This is a genomic window from Promicromonospora soli (assembly GCF_014653785.1).
Taxonomy (GTDB): Bacteria; Actinomycetota; Actinomycetes; order Actinomycetales; family Cellulomonadaceae; genus Promicromonospora; species Promicromonospora soli.
The window spans coordinates 276,150-293,035 of the sequence record NZ_BNAS01000006.1 but is presented as its reverse complement, the minus strand read 5'-3'; the positions used below and the strand labels follow the sequence as shown (position 1 = coordinate 293,035).

The window sequence follows — 16,886 nt, the reverse complement described above, 5'->3', positions numbered from 1 at the left end:
GGGTCCGCATCGGGCTGGCTCCTTGGTCCGGGTTCTGCTGCGAGTTTCACCCGCGACGGGTCGCAGCGCATTCCGAGCCCTGCGCTCATTCGATCGCGGCCGCCAGCGGGTGGGACCGGATGGCGGCCGTGAGCTCACCCTCGATGCGGTCGAGATAGACACCGGTGGTGGCGATCGAGGCGTGCCCGAGGAGCTCCGCGACGACCTTCACGTCCCAGCCGTCGGCGACCAGCAGGGTCGCTGTGGTGTGCCGCAGCGCGTGCGGGGTGGCCTCGCGCTGGTAGGGCGCGGGCATGCGGCTGACGGCGCGGGCCAGGAGGGCGCGGATGGCCTGGGTGTCGATGCGCCGGCCCCGCCAGGACAGCAGGAGGGCACGCTGGGCGTCGTCGTCCTGGGGGCGTTTCGCGGCAAGGGCAGGGCGGAGCAGGGTGAGGTAGTCGTCCAGGGCACCGGCCAGGGGCGGTGAGAGGGTTACGGTGCGGGTGTTGCCGCCCTTGCCGCGGATGCGCCAGGTGGCGCGCTCGGGCTCGCGGGCGACGTCGTCGACGTCGGTACGGGCGAGCTCCGAGACGCGCGGACCCAGGACCAGCAGCAGCGCGACCACCAGCCGGTCGCGCAGGGCGAGGTCCTGGTCGGTGCGGGCGGGCGTGTCCGACGGCGAGGTGGCCAGCAGGCTGCGGGCCGCTCCCGCCGACAGGGCGGTGCGAGCGGTGCGCAGGGTGCCGCGCACCTTGGCCGGCGGCGCGGCCCACTGCATCGGGTCGGCCTGGACCCAGCACTCGCGCGCCGCGTACGCGAAGAACCGGGTGACCGACTGCCGGAACCGGTTGACGGTGGCGGTGCTGCGCCCGGGGCCGGGCTTGCGGTCCGGGTCGGTGTACCGGGCGTCAGGCGCGGACTGGTAGCGCACGAGCACGCTGTCGACGTCGGCCCCCGTGACGTCGTCGAGGATCCGGTCGCGGCCGGTCAGCCGCCCGAACTCGGTGACGTCACGCGTGTAGCTGCGCGCCGTGGCGGGGGACAGGACGCCGCGGATCGTCTCGACCTCGACCGCCGCGAGATAACGGCGGGCGGCTTCGGCGACGGTGACGCGCTCGAGGCGCGGAGGAGCGACCATGAGCGCCACCCTAGGCGGGACCACTGACACTCCCGATATGCCGGAAAATGCCGCTGACCTGCAACGAGACCGCTCAGACCAGGTCGCGTCGGCGCATCACGCTCCGGACCGTCGCGGACGGGCCCACGGTGTACGCCGCTACGGTCAACAGCGCCCACTCGCCAGGAGTGCACGGCTCGCGTGGTTGAATCCGAGCGTGCGAGCCATTCTCTTCGACCAGTTCCAAGGCCCTACCGACGTCCGCGAGGTTCCCGACCCGCGGGCCCCCGAGGGCGGCGTGGTCGTGCGGGTGCACGCCACAGGCCTGTGCCTGAGCGACTGGCACGCCTGGGCCGGGCACGACGCCGACATCACCGCCCTGCCGCACGTCCCCGGCCACGAGCTCGCGGGCACCGTCGCGGAGGTGGGCGCCGGCGTGACGAAGTGGCGCGTGGGGGACCGGGTCACCGTGCCGTTCGTGAGCGGGTGCGGCACCTGCGAGTGGTGCCGCAGTGGCCAGGCGCAGGTCTGCCCCGACCAGACCCAGCCCGGCTTCACGCACTGGGGCTCGTACGCCGAGCTCGTCGTGCTGCACGCGGCAGACGCGAATCTCGTCGCGGTACCCGACGGCGTCTCGCTCGACGCCGCGGCAAGCCTCGGCTGCCGCTTCGCCACCGCCTACCGGGCGGTGGCCGGGCGCGCACTGGTGCGAGCAGGGGAGTGGGTGGTGGTCGTCGGCGCGGGCGGGGTCGGGCTCAGCGCGATCATGGTCGCGGTGGCCCGAGGGGCACACGTGCTCGCCGTCGACCGGTCGGAAGGGGCGCTGGTAGCCGCACAGCACGCCGGCGCGGAGCGCACGGTGCTGGCAGACGACGCGGCGCTCGCCGACGGGCTCGACGTGCCCGCCCTCGTGCACCAGCTGACCGACGGCGGAGCGCACGTCTCGGTGGACGCCGTCGGGAGCGAGCAGACGTGCGCCGACGCGATCGGGAGCCTGCGCCGCCGGGGACGGCACGTGCAGGTGGGGCTGTTCGCGCCCGTCGACGGCGGTCCGCGCGTGCCGATGGGCCGCGTGATCGCGTGGGAGCTGGACGTGCTCGGCAGCCACGGCATGGCGGCCGCGGACTACCCCGAGATGCTCGACCTCGTCGCCTCCGGTGCGCTGCGGCCCCAGGACCTGCTCGACCGGGTGGTCGGCATGGCGGAGGCGGCCCAGCTCGTACCCACCATGGACTCCGCGCCGCGCGCCGGGATGGTGGTGCTCGACCCGCGAAGGGCGTGACCGTACTGGTGTGTGTCTCTGGCAGGGGCTCAGGCGGGACTCAGGTGGCCCAGCGCAGTACGGCGTCGAGCGGGGCCGGCACCCGGTCCAGCGGGAGCACCTCGGCCAGGCGGCGCCCGTAGCGCTCCTTCCGGCCGCCCTTCGAGCCGATGAAGCGGTGCAGCTGCTGGGTAGCGGTGCGTTCGCGCTGGGCCGGCTGGCCCTGCAGCCGCGAGAAGCTCCGCAGCTCGCCCTCGGCAGCGATGAGGGCGAGGAACCCGTCGGTCCCGACGGCCCGGATCAGCTCGTCCTCGAGGTCCCGGTCGCAGCGGAAGAAGCCGAGGTCGGTCAGGGGAGTGGTCGCGTCGAACGGCCGCAGGCCCACCCGGTCGAGGCCCTTGATGACGAAGCGTTCCTCCGCGGCGTCGTACAGGCCACCGAGCCGGATGTCCTGGCCGCCCAGGGCGACGAGGTGGTGGCCGATGTTGGTGATCCCGCCCATCGCCACGACCTGCACGCCGAGGTCGGCGAGGGGCAGGCCCAGCCGGGCGGCGAGCGTCTCGACGGCCGCGCGGTCGCTCTCGCCCTCCACGAGCACCGCGGTGCTCGTGGAGGCGGCGAGGACTCCGGCAAGGTTCATGGTCTGAAGGATCGTATGCCTCGGGCGCGGGGAGAGCCTGCAGGATTTTCGGGGTTGCTACCGTGTTGGTCGTACTTGGTAGTGAAAGACAGTTGTGTTGCGCTATACACAATGCTTTAGACATGTTGGCGGGCAACTGGTGGGGGCGCGGCTCGTGGCTGGTCGATGCGCGTTCGGTGCACTGGTTCGCGGCTTTGTTCGGACGCGGCTGAGCTCGCTAGTTCGGTCCGGTGTGCAGGGCTGGCTCGTGACTTCGGTCAGCTGTCTCGACATCGGTCCATCGAATGACCGATGTCGAGACGACCGACCGAAGTCACGTGACGCAGCCAGCAGCCGACCGAAGTCAGCGAGCCTGGCCCGGGTCGATCGTGCGGGCGAACGGGGAGCCTGAGCACTCAGCACGTGCGCGACGGCCCGACGGGCGCGCAGCGCAGGGGCGTGGTTCCATGCCGACGCCCCCGCCGTAATGACATAATGTGCATTATCGGATGTATGTCGATGACCCCACCGGATGGACTTTGTCCGACGTCGGCGGCCGCACCGGATCGTGGCTACTGGCTCGTCCCGAGCTGGTCGTGACCGTCGGACTGGCCCGGTGCGAACGGCCATTCCTCGAAGGCTGCACAGCGCCCGTCATCGCCGAGCTCGAGGATCCACAGGTCACGCCAGCGGCTGCCGGATGCGTCGTACTCGACACTCACCCGCACTATCGCCGTCGAACCGTCCACGGCGATCACCTTGGACGCCATGGTGAACGACTCGTCGGGCCCGGTGCGCTCGGACTCCCAGAACTCCGCGATCGCCGGCAGCCCCACGATGGGCTGCGCCCAGGGCGACGCCAGGTATGAGGCGTCGGCAGTGAAGAGCTCGGAGAGGCCGTCCGTCCCCGCCGTCCGCCAGAGCCGTTCGTAGTCGCGGACCCAGGCCTCGACCGCCGCACGTTCCGTCATGTCACGAGCCTACTCAGTCGGCACCCGGGACGGCGGGCCGGCTCACCTGCTCCGCAAGCTTCTGCGGCGCCTGGATGCAGTACGAGTCCGTGAGCAGCTCGGCCAGCTCCTCCCAGTCGGTGCGTTCGTCCAGGACCATCCCGACGACGTTGCTGCCCCAGCTCGCCTTGAAGTACTGCGGACCGAGGTGCTGGAACGCCTGGACCTCGTCGGGCTCTGCCCGGAAGGTGACCCGGACCAAGCCGTCCTCGCCGCCGAAGACGTGCGCGACCGTGGCGTCGCGGGTCTTCCAGACCACTCCGGTCCAGGCGTCGGTCTCGTTGCACTCCGGAAGGCGTTCGAAGATCGCGGCCAGCCGCAGGACGGTCTCGGTCGGCACGGTTGCGCGTTCGGTCACGGCAGGAGTCTTGCACCAGCCACTGACACGACCAGCTGACACGACCAGCTGACACGACCAGCTGACGGGGCCCGCTGCTCCTGCGAGCGCCGGCGCCCGGGTAACGTGACCGCCGTGAGGATTGCGGTTACCGGCTCGACCGGCACGCTCGGGAGCCAGGTCGTCGGCATTCTGGCCAAGGCCGCGGGCCCGGCCGAGCGCACGTCCGCGGGTCAGGAGGCAGGCGACGGCGGTCACGACGCTCGGCACGAGGTGCTGGCGCTCGCCCGTCGTCCGGCCGCGGTGGCGGCGGCGCTGAACCTGGGACGGCGGGCCGCCGGGGTGGTGCCGGTGTATGCCGACTACGACGACGTCGCGTCGCTGCGGTTGGCGCTGCGCGGCGTCGACGTGCTCGTGTTCATCTCCAGCGACGGCGAAGCGGCCCGGATGATGGTCCATCACCAGAACGTGGTGGGGGCGGCGGCAGCCAACGGGGTGGGGCATGTCGTGTACCTGAGCGGCGTGGACGCGGACCTGGCGTCGCCGTTCTGCTACGCCTTCACCAACGGGTACACCGAGCGGCTGCTCGTGGAGAGCGGCTGCGCCTTCTCGTTCGCCCGGGCCTCGCTGTTCACGGAGTTCTTCGCCGCATTCCTGCGCCCGGCGCTGACGTCCGGCGAGCTGCGTGTGCCCGCAGGGAGCGGGCGGGTCTCGCTGGTCTCGCGCGGCGACGTGGGACGGTGCCTGGCCGCGCTGGCCCTGCTGCCGCCGAGCGGCCGGCACCACGATCTGACCGGTCCGGAGGCGATGACGCTCGACGCGATGGCCGGTGCGCTCACGCAGATCAGGGGGAACCGGGTGAGCTATACCGACGTGCCGCCGCAGGCGCTGGTCGAGGAGCTGGCCCGCTCCGGCGAGGATCCCTGGTGGACGTACGCGTACTCGAGCATGTTCGCGTCCGTCCACCAGGACCGGTGGAGCGTCGTCTCGGACGAGGTGCGGCGGCTGACGGGCCGGGCGCCGCTGGCTGTCGCCGACGTCGTCCGGCCCGCTGGCTGAACCGCTCCGCGGTCCCGCCGCCTATCGGTACTGCGCGACGATCGGGCAGTCCATCGGGTTGGCCTCACCGAGCCCGACGCGGTTCAGGTAGGCGGTGATGATCCCGTACGACTCGAACAGCCCGGTCTCGGTGTACGGGATGTCGCGCTCGGCGCAGAACGCCTGCACGATCGGGCGGGCGTGCCGCAGGTTGACGCTGGCCATCCGGGGAAAGACGTGGTGCTCGATCTGGTAGTTGAGCCCGCCCATGGCCACGTCGACGAACCAGCCGCCGCGGATGTTGCGGGACGTGAGCACCTGGCGGCGCAGGAAGTCGACCTTGACGTCCTTCGGGATCAGCGGCATCCCCTTGTGGTTCGGCGCGAAGGTCGCGCCCATGTACAGGCCGAACACGGCGAGCTGCACGACCATGAAGGCCGCGCCGAGGGCAGGGCCGAGCGTGAGGAAGACGAGGGTCGGGAACCCGATGAGCCGCAGGCTCAGGAGCCAGATCTCCGCCGCGCGGTGCTTGATCGCCGGCGTCGTGGCGAGGGTCTGGACGGCGTTGGCGTGCAGTACCGGGCCGAACAGCGTGAGCATCGGGAAGAAGAGCCAGCCCTGGCGGCGGGTGACCCAGCCCATGAACCCGGTACGCCCGGTCTCCTCGCCCGGAACGAACACGAGCACACCGGTGGCGATGTCGCCGTCCTTGCCGATCACGTTCGGGTTCGCGTGGTGCTTGTTGTGCTTACGGGTCCACCAGCCGTGGCTGAGCCCGACGACGAGGTTGGCGATGATCCGTGCGAACCACTCGTTGCGCCGCCCGGAGCGGAAGATCTGGAGGTGTCCGGCGTCGTGGCCGAGGAAGGCGCCCTGGGTGAACACGACACCGAAGAGGACGGCCACCGCGAGCTGCCACCAGGTGTCCCCCAGCGTGAACAGCAGCACGAACGCGAGCGCCAGGCCCGCCGCGAGGGCGGCTGTGCGGCCGGCGTACCAGCCGACGCGACGCCCCATCAGGCCTGCCGCGGTGGCGCGTTCGGCGAGGTCGAAGTAGTCGTTGGTCTGCTTGTTGCGCGCGGTGCGGGGCTGGCGGGCCGAGCGGGGCGGCGCGTCGGTCAGGGTCGTCATGGTTGTCAACCTAAGAACCGGCTTGTGGTGCGCGCGTCCCCCGCGGGAGCCAACTTGACCCCCTACGTGAGTAGTGGGTGGTCGTCCTCCACGACGGGGAGCGTGGCGGTGAGCTCGAAGCCGCCGTCCGGTGTGGGGCCGGCCGTGACCGTGCCGCCGAGGGCGGCGGCGCGTTCCCGGATGCCGGCCAGGCCCAGCCGTGCGCCTGGCGTGGGGTCTTCGCTGCGTGCGGGGGCCGTGTTGGTGACGCGGACCCGCAGGTCGTGCCCGTCGCCGGTGATGGTGACGGCGATGGTGGACCCGGGGGCGTGGCGCAGGGCGTTGCTCAGGGCTTCCTGGACGACGCGGAAGGCGGTGAGGCCGACGGCGTCGGGCACGACGGTGTCGGTGCCCACGTAGGTGATCACGGCACCGGAGGCGCGGGTGGACTCGACGAGCTCGGCGACGTCGGACAGGTTGGGCAGTGGCGCGGTGGGTGCGGTGTCCTGGCCGCGCAGGATGCCGAGGAGCCCGCGCATCTCCCCCAGTGCGCGTCGTGACGAGGCCGCGATCTCCTCGAACTCCTGCTGCACGGCGTCATCCAGCCCGGGCAGGCGGTAGCGCGCGGTCGAGGCCTGGACGGTGATGACCGACATGCTGTGTGCGACGACGTCGTGCAGCTCGCGGGCGATCCTGTTGCGTTCCTCGAGCTCCCGGCGGCGGCCCGTCTCCTCGGCGCTGAGCCGTTCGACCTGTTCCATGCGGACCATGCTCAGGATCCACAGCCGGATGATGATGCCGACCAGCGCGATGCCACCGCTGAGGGAGACCAGCACGACGCCGTTGGCCACGGCGTGCGCGTCGGCGCCGTGGGTGATCACCGCCGGTGCGAGGACGGTCAGCATCGCGCCGGCCGACCACAGTGACGCCGCCCAGTACCAGGTGTGGCGCAGGGCGAGCACGAAGACGGTCAGGCAGTGTGCGAGCAGCACGGTGACCGGCCACGGCCAGGGCCATTGGGGTGCGGCGTCGGCGGTCACCACCATCAGGGCCAGTGCTCCTACGACTGATGCCCCGAGGCCGGCCCACGGCCACCGCACGGCCAGGATGGCGGCTGCGCAGTGCACGATGGTGAAGGTCATCGCCGCCGCGGGGTGGGTGCCGTACCCGGACGCGGTCACGGGCCACCCGACGGCGACGAGCGTGACCGCGGCGATCAGGACGACGGTCCACATCCACACGACCTCGCGCCGCGCGATGGAGACGGTGGTCAGGTCGAGCCGGGTCAGGAAGCGCAGCACGGAGGGCGGCTTGCGCCGCAAGCGCGGGCCGCGGGCGGTCGCCTGGTTGCCCGGGACCGGCGGGGCGCCCGGTGCCGGCGGGGCGTCATGTGGGTGGTCCATCGTCTGCAGGTTATGCGGTCGGTCCCGCCGCCGCGTCACCCGGAAGAGTGAACCGCCGTCAGACTTTCGGGTCTCGGTTAGGTTGTTCCCATGCCGCCAGCCCCCGACGTCCCCGAGCACACCATCCGGGTATTGATCGTCGACGACCAGTCGATGATCCGCGCCGGGTTCGCGGCCCTCCTGAACGCGGACGAGGGGATCACGGTGGTCGGCACGAGCGACGACGGCGCCGGGATCTCCGATGTCGTGCGTCGTACGCAGCCCGACGTCGTGCTGATGGACATCCGCATGCCGAAGGTCAACGGGCTGGACGCGGCCCGCACGATCATGGGTATGCCCGGCACTCCGCCGAAGGTGATCATGCTGACCACGTTCGACGCCGACGAGTACGTGTTCTCGGCTCTGCGCGCGGGTGCGAGCGGGTTCCTGCTCAAGGACTCCCCGCCCGAGGAGCTCACCCACGCCGTGCGTACGGTGGCCGCGGGCGACGCACTCCTGTCCCCCAAGATCACGCGCACTCTCATCGCCGACTACGCGGCGCGTCCGGCGCGGCCCGCCACACCGGACGCCACCCTGTCCGCGTTGACCGACCGCGAGCTGGACGTCATGAAGCACGTCGCCGCCGGCCGGTCGAACGCCGAGATCGCCGCCGAGCTGCACCTCGCCGAGCAGACGGTCAAGACGCACGTGTCGCGCATCCTGAACAAGCTCGACCTGCGCGACCGGACGCAGATGGTGGTCTGCGCCTACGAGTCGGGGTTGGTGCGGGCAGGGCGCTGACCGGGAGTGCTACTCACTCCCCCCACGTACTGCGCCAGGTGCTTCCCGGTGAGCGTCGGACGCCCCGCCCGGGCCTGAGCCACGAGGTCGGCCGGCGGGCCCTCGAAGACGACCCGGCCGCCGTCGCGCCCCGCGCCCGGGCCGAGGTCGATGATCCAGTCGGCGTGCGCCATCACCGCCTGGTGGTGCTCGATGACGATGACCGACTTGCCCGACTCGACGAGCCGGTCGAGCAGGGCGAGCAGGTTCTCGACGTCGGCGAGGTGCAGGCCGGTGGTGGGCTCGTCGAGCACGTAGATCCCGCCTTGCTGCGCCATCTCGACGGCGAGCTTGAGGCGCTGCCGCTCTCCCCCGGACAGCGTGGTCAGCGGCTGCCCGATGCCGAGGTAGCCGAGCCCGACGTCGGACAGCCGCTCCAGGATCTTGTGCGCGGCCGGGACGGGGGCGGGTCCGTCCTTCGCGAAGAACGCCTGGGCCTCGGTGACCGGCATCGCGAGCACCTCGCTGATGTCCTTGCCGCTCTTCTCCCCGTCGCCGCTCGCTCCGTCCCCACCCAGCGTGTACACCAGCGCCGAGGCGTCGAACCGCTTGCCGCCGCAGTCCTCGCACGTGGTGGAGACGGTGTCCATGAACCCGAGCTCGGTGTAGATGACGCCGGCGCCCTTGCAGGTGGGGCAGGCGCCCTCGGAGTTGGCGCTGAACAGCGCGGGCTTCACGCCGTTGGCCTTGGCGAACGCCTTGCGGATCGGGTCGAGCAGGCCCGTGTACGTGGCCGGGTTGGAGCGCCGCGAGCCCTTGATGGCGCCCTGGTCGACGGCGACCACGCCCGCGTCCGCCGGGATCGACCCGTGGATCAGCGAGCTCTTGCCAGAGCCCGCCACTCCGGTGATGACGGTCAGCACGCCGAGGGGCACGTCGACGTCGACGTCCTGGAGGTTGTGGGTGCTCGCCCCGCGGATCTGCAGCGTGCCTGACGCCGGGCGGACAGCTTCCTTGAGCCTCGCGCGGTACCCGAGGTGGCGGCCGGTGAGGGTGCCGCTGGACCGCAGCTCCTCGACGGTGCCCTCGAACTGCACGGTGCCGCCCTCCGACCCGGCGCCGGGACCGAGGTCGACCACGTGGTCGGCGATCACGATGGCCTCCGGCTTGTGCTCGACGACGAGCACCGTGTTGCCCTTGTCCCGCAGCTCGACGAGCAGCTTGTTCATGCGCTGGATGTCGTGGGGGTGCAGGCCGATCGTCGGCTCGTCGAAGACGTAGGTGACGTCGGTGAGCGCGGAGCCCAGGTGCCGGATCAGCTTGGTGCGCTGCGCCTCTCCCCCGGACAGCGTGCCGGACGGCCGGTCGAGCGACAGGTAGCCCAGGCCGATCTCCACGAACTTGTCGAGCTGGTGGCGCAGGTTGGCCAGCAGGGGCCCGGCGGACGCCACGTCCAGACCGCTTACCCAGGCCGCCAGGTCGCTGATCTGCATGGCGCACGCGTCGGCGATGCTGATGCCGTCGATCTTCGAGGACCGCGCCGCCTCCGCGAGTCGGGTCCCGTCGCACTCGGGGCAGGTCACGAACGTGACCGCCTGCTCCACCCAGGCCCGGATATGGGGCTGGAGCGCGTCGACGTCCTTGCTCAGCATCGACTTGCGGATCTTGGGGATCAGGCCCTCGTAGGTGATGTTGATGCCCTTGGCCTTGATCTTGGTGGGCTCCTTGTGGAGGAAGTCGTGCCGCTCGGTCTCGGTGTAGTCGCGGATCGGCTTGTCCGGGTCCAGGAACCCCGACTCGGTGTAGCTGGCCACCATCCACCCGTCGGCGGTGTAGCCCGGGATCTGGATGGCGCCGTCGTTGAGGGACAACGAGTCGTCGTAGAACTTGGTCAGGTCGAGGTCGGAGATCTGACCCCGCCCCTCGCACCTCGGGCACATACCGCCGTGGTACACGGCGTTGCGCACTATCTGCTTCTCGCCAGTGGCCGACGTCATCACGCCGCTCGCCTTGCGTGCCGGGACGTTGAACGAGAACGCGATCGCGGGGCCGATCTGCGGCTGCCCGAACCGGCTGAACAGGATGCGCAGCAGCGCGTTGGTGTCGGTGACGGTGCCGAGCGTGGACCGCGGGTTGGCGCCCAGGCGCTCCTGGTCGACCACGATCGCCGTGGTCAGCCCGTCGAGCTGGTCGACCTCCGGGCGGTCCAGCGACGGCATGAAGCCCTGCACGAAGGCGCTGTACGTCTCGTTGATCATCCGCTGCGACTCCGCGGCGATCGTCGCGAACACCAGCGAGCTCTTGCCCGAGCCGGAGATACCGGTGAACACCGTCAGCCGGCGCTTCGGGATCTCGAGGCTGATGTCCTTGAGGTTGTTCTCCCGGGCGCCCTGCACGCGGATCAGGTCGTGGCTGTCGGCCGGGTGGTGAGCGGCCGGGTCGCGTGCGCCCGTCGCTGTGGCTGTGTCCGCTGTTGCTGTGCTCGCCGTGTTCATGCTCGACCTTCCATGACGGTCACCCTGGGTGCGGTCCGGGGTTCCATCTTCTGCTCTTGACGGGTGGTTGTTCCAGCGGGCGGGCGCGCGACGGCCTGTGGTGGGAGGTCGGGCGTCGTCGCGCCCGGTCGGCCGGCGTCGGCCGGCGGGCGGCGGGGACGAAGCGTCCCCGCCGAGGCGGCGTATGCGGTCAGACCTGGGATGCACATCGTCCGTGGTTCACAGCTGCTTGATGCGGACGGTGTTGCCGGCGGGGTCGCGGAACGCGCAGTCGCGGAAGCCGTAGGGCTGGTCGACCGGCTCCTGCATGACCTCGGCGCCGCTGGCCTGGACCCGTTCGAAGGTGCCGTCGAGGTCCATCGTGCCGAGGATGACCGCGGCGTAGGTGCCCTTGGCCATCATCTCCGCGACGGTCTGGCGCTCGGCGTCGGTCACGCCCGGGTCGGCGCCGGGTGGGGTCAGGACGATGGAGGTGTCGGGCTGCCCGGCGGGGCCGACGGTGATCCAGCGCATGGCGCCCTGGCCGACGTCGAGGTAGACCTCGAAGCCGAGTGTGTCGCGGTAGAAAGCGAGGGACGCCTCGGGATCGGTGTGCGGCAGGAAGGTCTGGTGAATGGTGATGTCGTTGTTTGTGCTCATGGCAGTCACGCTAGGTCCGGGCCTCGAGCGGCGCTTCTCGATTCCTGACCGGTCTGGTGACCTGTTTGGCTATGCAGGCCGGCAGTCCCGCGGTGTCGATCGATTCGGCGGCCAGCATCGGGTCGTTCCGGTAGACGCTGGGCGGGACGCCGACCAGCTCGGTGAAGCGGGTGCTGAACGTGCCGAGGGACGAGCAGCCGACGGCGAAGCAGACCTCGGTCACGCTGAGGTCTCCGCGGCGTAGCAGCGCCATGGCCCGCTCGACGCGCCTCGTCATGAGGTAGCTGTACGGGGACTCCCCGTAGGCTGCCTTGAACTGGCGGGAAAGGTGCCCGGCCGACATGTGGACGCCGGCCGCGAGGGCCTCGACGTTCAGCGGCTGGGCGTACTCGCGGTCCATGCGGTCGCGGACGCGGCGCAGCAGGGCGAGGTCGCGCAGGTGCTGGTCGGGGGCGGGCGTGCTGGTCACGTGCACGATCGTGGCACGTCGGCAGCGGGGTTGTCCCTGTGTGGCGGGTGAAAGTGGTGCTCAGTCGAGCGCGTAGAACTCCTCGGTGAGGATCAGCTCCGAGCCCTCGTTCCCCTGCACCACGATCTGGCCGGGCTCGAACGTCACGTCGATCTGTTCGGCCGTGCCGAACTCGAGGTCGGTGAACGGGCTGGCGGCGTAGGTGACCCGCGGGCCGAAGTCCGGGTCCTTGTGTGCGACCCACAGAACTCCGCCCGGTGTGCCGTCGTCGCGTAGCTGCACGCACAGCGGCGCGGAGTCGGCGCCGGGGTCGCACACCTCCTGGACGAGGCGGGGCCGGAGGTGGTCGGCGACCGTCACCCAGACACCGACGCCGATCAGGGCGGCCAGCACACCGGAGGCCGCGCCAAGGAGGAAGCGTTTCACGCGGCTGACTCTAGACCTCAACAGCCAGGATTCGTGCTAAAAACGGGGAACAAACCGGACCTTTTCATGCGTTCTATCGGTGGAATGAGCATCTCTCCGGCGCGTCTTGAGCGAACAGATTACTGCCCGGTGCCCGACGCCGAGGTTCGCGCCGGTCCGCGAAGCCGGTACAGCGTCCTCTCAGTGCGCTCCCGGCGATCCTGGATCGGCTCGCGCGATGCTGCTCACCCGGCCCCCTACGAATGGAGGACCACGTGACATCACCCGCACTACTTCCCGGGCTGCGCCCGGTTCCCGGCTCCCCCAGCGGCACTCCCGGCCGCGCTCCCGGCCCGTTGATGATCGTGGTGGGCGGTGTGCCGGGGGCGGGCAAGAGCACCCTGCTGGCCCGCGTCGCCGACGACGTCCCCGGCGGCGTCGTGCTCGACCCCGACCGCCACCGGCGTCGGATCGCCGGGCGGCTGCCCTCCTGGGTCCCGTACGACACCTACCGGTGGGCGGTGCACACCCTGCACGCCGTCGCGACCCTGGCCAACGTGGTGCGCGGACCGCGCACGGACGCCCCGCTCCTGGTGCACGACACCGCTACCCGTGAACGCCGGCGAGAGTCCCTGGGCCTGCTGGCCCGCGTGCGCGGCTGGGACCCCGTGCTGGTCGCCGTCGACGTCTCGCTGGAGGACGCCCTCGACGGGCAGCTGGACCGGGGCCGCGTCGTGCAGCCGGACGAGTTCGTGCGGCACTGGGAGCGGTGGACGGCGCAGCGCTCGGCGCTCGCGGCGTCCGACGGCGGGCCGCGCGGCCCGTGGTCGAGCGTGTACCTGATGCCTCGCTGCGACGCGTACCGGCAGGTGCGCGACCTGGCCCGGCGCCGCACCGACGTCGTGGCGGCGGGCACGCCTCGGACGCACCCCGGCGAGGCCCGGGACGCCGACCGGCCGAGCGCCGCCTAGCACCCGGCGGTCACCGGTCGGGCCCCGCCCCTGGGCCTACCGCCAGCCGAGCGCCGGCGCCACGTGCTTCAGGATGTTCTCGATGACGTGCGCGTTGTAGTCGACGCCGAGCTGGTTGGGCACCGTCAGCAGGAGCGTGTCGGCGGCCGCGAGGGCTTCGTCGCCGCGCAGGTCCTCGACGAGCTGGTCGGGCTCGCCCGCGTACGTCTTGCCGAACCGCGCAGGGCCGGTGTCGAGGTGGCCCACCTGGTCCGAGCTGTGGACCTCCATGCCGAAGTACTGGCGGTCGCGCTGGTCGGTGATCGGGAAGATGCTGCGGCTGACGGACACGCGCGGCTCGTGCTCGTGCCCCGCCGCGGCCCAGGCGTCGCGGAACCGCTGGATCTGCTCGGCCTGCAGCCGGTGGAACGGCACTCCCGTGTCCTCGGTGAGCAGCGTCGAGGACATGAGGTTCATGCCCTGCGCTGCCGTCCACTCGGCGGTCGCGCGCGAGCCCGCACCCCACCAGATGCGCCGGCGCAGCCCCTCGGAGTGCGGCTCGATCCGCAGCAGCCCGGGCGGGTTGGGGAACATCGGGCGCGGGTTCGGCTCGGCGAACCCCTCGCCGTCGAGCACCTCCAGGAAGCGGGCGGTGTGCTCGCGGGCCAGGTCGGCGGCGCCGGCGTCGGAAGGCGCCGGCTCGTAGCCGAAGTACCGGTACCCGTCGATGACCTCCTCGGGTGACCCACGGCTGATGCCGAGCTGCAGCCGGCCGCCCGAGATCAGGTCCGCGGCCCCGGCGTCCTCCGCCATGTACAGGGGGTTCTCGTAGCGCATGTCGATCACGGCCGTACCGATCTCGATCCGGCTCGTTCGCGCGCCGATCGCCGCCAGCAGCGGGAACGGCGACGCGAGCTGGCGCGCGAAGTGGTGCACACGGAAGTAGGCGCCGTCGGCGCCCAGCTCCTCGGCGGCCACGGCCAGGTCGATCGACTGCAGCAGGGCGTCCGACGCCGAGCGGGTGCCCGACTGCGGATGCGGCGTCCAGTGACCGAAGGACAGGAACCCGATGTTCTTCACGCTGACCTCAACTCCCCCGGGGTGCGCACCCCGTCCCGCCGTGGTGGACCGTTCCCGAACTGTTATCGGTGCACGGGCATCGTTTCCCGTCTCCCGAGCGTCTCTACCAGTGTGAGCAACAGTCTGAACAACAAGCACGCCTTCCTCGACCGCACCGACAACCCGTACCCCTTCCGGCACACCGAGCCGGAGCCCGTCCGTTGGTGGATCCCCCTAGTGGCCTCCACCGGAGCGCTGCTCGTGCTGGTGCTCGGCACCGCCGCCGTGATCAGCGAGGTCGTGAACGCGACCATCAGCGGCATCGGCTGAATCCCGCTCGGCTGAATCCCACCGGGTGTGGCCCCGTCGGGGTTCTTCCGGCTACTAGATCCGGGAGACCGCCCGGCGCATCATCCGGCGGGTCACCGGACCGTGCAGCGCACCGACGGGCAGCCAGTACAGGCGCCCGCGCCAGCCGTGCAGGCGCACCACCGAGGTGACCTGCAGCAGCCCGTCGTCGGCCGCGACGCCCAGCCAGAAGTCCAGGTGGCGGTCCGCCTCGTGGGCCATGACCTCGCGGTCGTCGGCGGCGACGGGAGCGAACACGCACGCCAGGTCGGGGCGCGTGTTCGCTCCGACCACGACCGCCAGCAGGCGACGCGCGCCGAACAGGGCGCGCGTCGCGAGCGACGGGTGCCGGAAGCCGAACATCTCTCCCAGCCACCACCCGGCGTCCGTCGGGGCGCCGGGCGGCAGCGGGAGAGCCTGGACATCGATGATGTCCGGGTCGGGGCACGCGTCGATCGCGAGTGACCTCACGCCTGCCTGCGTACCGCGTCGGCCACGGCGTCGGCAACCCGGTGGTCGAACACACCCGGGATGATGTAGGCGCTGTTCAGCTCGTCCGGTGCGACGACCTCCGCGATCGCCACCGCCGCCACCCGCAGCAGCTCCGTGGTGATGTCCGTGGCGCCCGTGTCGAGCAGGCCCCGGAACAGGCCCGGGAAGGCAAGCACGTTGTTGATCTGGTTCGGGTAGTCGCTGCGCCCGGTCGCCACCACGGCGGCCGTCTCGGCGGCCTCCTGCGGGTCCACCTCCGGTGTCGGGTTCGCCAGGGCGAACACGATCGCGTCGTCGGCCATCTGAGCCACGTCCGAACCCGACAGGATGCCGCCCGCCGAGACCCCGACGAACACGTCGGCGCCCTTGAGGCCCTCCTGGAGCGTGCCGGCGAACCCGTCAACGTTGGTGTTCTCCACGATCCAGCGCCGGTGCGGGTCCTCGGTCCGCACCCCGGGGTGCAGGGCGCCGTCACGCCCGAACGCCACGATGTGCCGCGCGCCCTGGGCCTTGAGCAGCCGGATGATCGCATTGCCCGCCGCGCCCACGCCCGACACGACGATCCGCACGTCCTCGAGCTTCTTGTCGACCACCTTCAGGGCGTTGACCATCGCGGCCAGCACCACTATCGCCGTACCGTGCTGGTCGTCGTGGAAGACGGGGATGTCCAGCTCCTCGCGCAGCCGGGCCTCGATCTCGAAGCAGCGCGGCGCCGCGATGTCCTCCAGGTTCACGCCCCCGTAGACCGGGGCGATCGCCTTGACGATCCGCACGATCTCGTCGGTGTCGGTCGTGTCCAGGCACACCGGCCAGGCGTCCACCCCGCCGAACTCCTTGAACAGCGCCGCCTTGCCCTCCATCACGGGCAGCGCCGCGGCCGGGCCGATGTCGCCGAGGCCGAGCACAGCTGTGCCATCCGTGACCACCGCCACCGTGTTGCGCTTGATCGTCAGCCGGCGGGCGTCCTCGGGCTTCTCCGCGATGGCCAGGCACACCCGCGCCACCCCCGGCGTGTACGCCCGCGAGAGATCACGGCGCGTCTTGAGGGGCACCTTGTTCGTGACCTCGATCTTGCCGCCCAGGTGCATCAGGAACGTCGAGTCGCTCGACTTGAGCACCTCCGCGCCCTCGATCGCGTTCACGGCCGCCACCACACGCTCGCCGTGCTCCGCGTCGATCGTGTCGCACGTGACGTCCACGACCAGGCCGTGCGACGTCGAGTGCGCGATGTCCACGCCCATGACGGCGCCCCCGGCGTCGGCTACCGCTGCTACCACCGTGCTCGTGGCACGCTGCGACGCGGCCACCTCCACACGCAGGGTGATGGTGTAGCTCGGGCTGGGCAGCGACATCGCGGTTCTCCTTGGTGACACGCGCGGAAGCCCGCGCACGAAGA

Annotated in this window: 18 protein-coding genes; 5 read left to right on the top strand and 13 right to left on the bottom strand. The window is 71.2% G+C overall.

Annotated features, from left to right (window positions below; genetic code table 11):
- Window positions 1-85: 85 nt before the first annotated feature.
- Window positions 86-1,117 (bottom strand): tyrosine-type recombinase/integrase, encoded by a 1,032-nt coding sequence (locus tag IE250_RS19565; RefSeq protein ID WP_189670972.1) that lies wholly within the window; start codon window positions 1,115-1,117, stop codon window positions 86-88.
- A gap of 196 nt (window positions 1,118-1,313) precedes the next feature.
- Here IE250_RS19565 and IE250_RS19560 point away from each other — a divergent pair, with 196 nt between their 5' ends.
- Window positions 1,314-2,378, top strand: a complete 1,065-nt coding sequence (locus IE250_RS19560) for an alcohol dehydrogenase catalytic domain-containing protein (RefSeq protein WP_189670971.1) — start codon at window positions 1,314-1,316, stop codon at window positions 2,376-2,378.
- Between the two features lie 40 nt (window positions 2,379-2,418).
- Here IE250_RS19560 and IE250_RS19555 read toward each other — a convergent pair whose 3' ends face one another.
- The 3 genes from IE250_RS19555 to IE250_RS19545 form a co-directional block, all read right to left on the bottom strand.
- Window positions 2,419-2,997, bottom strand: coding sequence for a TOPRIM nucleotidyl transferase/hydrolase domain-containing protein (locus tag IE250_RS19555; protein WP_189670970.1), 579 nt, complete (start codon window positions 2,995-2,997; stop codon window positions 2,419-2,421).
- Between the two features lie 551 nt (window positions 2,998-3,548).
- Window positions 3,549-3,947 carry a YybH family protein gene (locus IE250_RS19550; RefSeq protein WP_189670969.1) on the bottom strand — a complete coding sequence of 133 codons (399 nt, stop codon included), beginning with the start codon at window positions 3,945-3,947 and terminating at the stop codon, window positions 3,549-3,551.
- A gap of 13 nt (window positions 3,948-3,960) precedes the next feature.
- The gene (locus tag IE250_RS19545) at window positions 3,961-4,344 is read right to left on the bottom strand and encodes an MmcQ/YjbR family DNA-binding protein (RefSeq protein WP_189670968.1); all 384 of its coding nucleotides are present in this window, start codon (window positions 4,342-4,344) and stop codon (window positions 3,961-3,963) included.
- A 114-nt stretch (window positions 4,345-4,458) separates the two neighbouring features.
- Here IE250_RS19545 and IE250_RS19540 point away from each other — a divergent pair, with 114 nt between their 5' ends.
- Complete coding sequence (locus tag IE250_RS19540; protein WP_189670967.1) at window positions 4,459-5,382, top strand: NmrA family NAD(P)-binding protein; 924 nt, start codon at window positions 4,459-4,461, stop codon at window positions 5,380-5,382.
- A gap of 21 nt (window positions 5,383-5,403) precedes the next feature.
- Here the strand turns inward: IE250_RS19540 and IE250_RS19535 are convergent, their stop codons facing one another.
- Together IE250_RS19535 and IE250_RS19530 are read right to left on the bottom strand one after the other, a co-directional pair.
- Window positions 5,404-6,492, bottom strand: a complete 1,089-nt coding sequence (locus IE250_RS19535) for a fatty acid desaturase family protein (RefSeq protein ID WP_189670966.1) — start codon at window positions 6,490-6,492, stop codon at window positions 5,404-5,406.
- 62 nt (window positions 6,493-6,554) lie between these two features.
- Entirely contained in the window at window positions 6,555-7,874 is a 1,320-nt protein-coding gene (locus IE250_RS19530; RefSeq protein WP_189670965.1) for a sensor histidine kinase, read from the bottom strand.
- 90 nt (window positions 7,875-7,964) lie between these two features.
- Between IE250_RS19530 and IE250_RS19525 the strand changes: the two genes are divergently transcribed.
- Complete coding sequence (locus IE250_RS19525) at window positions 7,965-8,654, top strand: response regulator (RefSeq protein ID WP_189670964.1); 690 nt, start codon at window positions 7,965-7,967, stop codon at window positions 8,652-8,654.
- On the opposite strand, the gene IE250_RS19520 is transcribed toward IE250_RS19525, so the two are convergent.
- The 4 genes from IE250_RS19520 to IE250_RS19505 form a co-directional block, all read right to left on the bottom strand.
- Window positions 8,621-11,128: an ATP-binding cassette domain-containing protein gene (locus IE250_RS19520; RefSeq protein WP_189670963.1), complete on the bottom strand. Its 2,508-nt coding sequence runs from the start codon at window positions 11,126-11,128 to the stop codon at window positions 8,621-8,623. The two genes, IE250_RS19525 and IE250_RS19520, sit on opposite strands and share 34 nt — an antisense overlap.
- A gap of 219 nt (window positions 11,129-11,347) precedes the next feature.
- A complete protein-coding gene (locus IE250_RS19515; protein ID WP_189670962.1) occupies window positions 11,348-11,767 on the bottom strand; it encodes a VOC family protein in 420 nt (139 codons plus the stop codon).
- Window positions 11,768-11,777: 10 nt separating this feature from the next.
- The gene (locus tag IE250_RS19510; protein ID WP_189670961.1) at window positions 11,778-12,236 is read right to left on the bottom strand and encodes a helix-turn-helix transcriptional regulator; all 459 of its coding nucleotides are present in this window, start codon (window positions 12,234-12,236) and stop codon (window positions 11,778-11,780) included.
- Between the two features lie 60 nt (window positions 12,237-12,296).
- Entirely contained in the window at window positions 12,297-12,662 is a 366-nt protein-coding gene (locus IE250_RS19505; RefSeq protein WP_189670960.1) for a hypothetical protein, read from the bottom strand.
- Window positions 12,663-12,916: 254 nt separating this feature from the next.
- Here IE250_RS19505 and IE250_RS19500 point away from each other — a divergent pair, with 254 nt between their 5' ends.
- Window positions 12,917-13,612, top strand: coding sequence for an AAA family ATPase (locus tag IE250_RS19500; protein WP_189670959.1), 696 nt, complete (start codon window positions 12,917-12,919; stop codon window positions 13,610-13,612).
- A 36-nt stretch (window positions 13,613-13,648) separates the two neighbouring features.
- Here IE250_RS19500 and IE250_RS19495 read toward each other — a convergent pair whose 3' ends face one another.
- Window positions 13,649-14,671, bottom strand: a complete 1,023-nt coding sequence (locus IE250_RS19495; RefSeq protein ID WP_189670958.1) for an LLM class flavin-dependent oxidoreductase — start codon at window positions 14,669-14,671, stop codon at window positions 13,649-13,651.
- A 111-nt stretch (window positions 14,672-14,782) separates the two neighbouring features.
- On the opposite strand from IE250_RS19495, the gene IE250_RS19490 reads away from it, so the two are divergent.
- Entirely contained in the window at window positions 14,783-14,980 is a 198-nt protein-coding gene (locus IE250_RS19490; RefSeq protein ID WP_189670957.1) for a hypothetical protein, read from the top strand.
- 54 nt (window positions 14,981-15,034) lie between these two features.
- Here IE250_RS19490 and IE250_RS19485 read toward each other — a convergent pair whose 3' ends face one another.
- On the bottom strand, window positions 15,035-15,469 hold the full coding sequence (locus tag IE250_RS19485; RefSeq protein ID WP_189670956.1) for a DUF2867 domain-containing protein: 435 nt from the start codon (window positions 15,467-15,469) through the stop codon (window positions 15,035-15,037).
- Window positions 15,466-16,842, bottom strand: a complete 1,377-nt coding sequence (locus tag IE250_RS19480) for an NAD-dependent malic enzyme (RefSeq protein ID WP_189670955.1) — start codon at window positions 16,840-16,842, stop codon at window positions 15,466-15,468. The genes IE250_RS19485 and IE250_RS19480 overlap by 4 nt, the downstream gene beginning before the upstream one ends.
- Window positions 16,843-16,886: the final 44 nt, after the last annotated feature.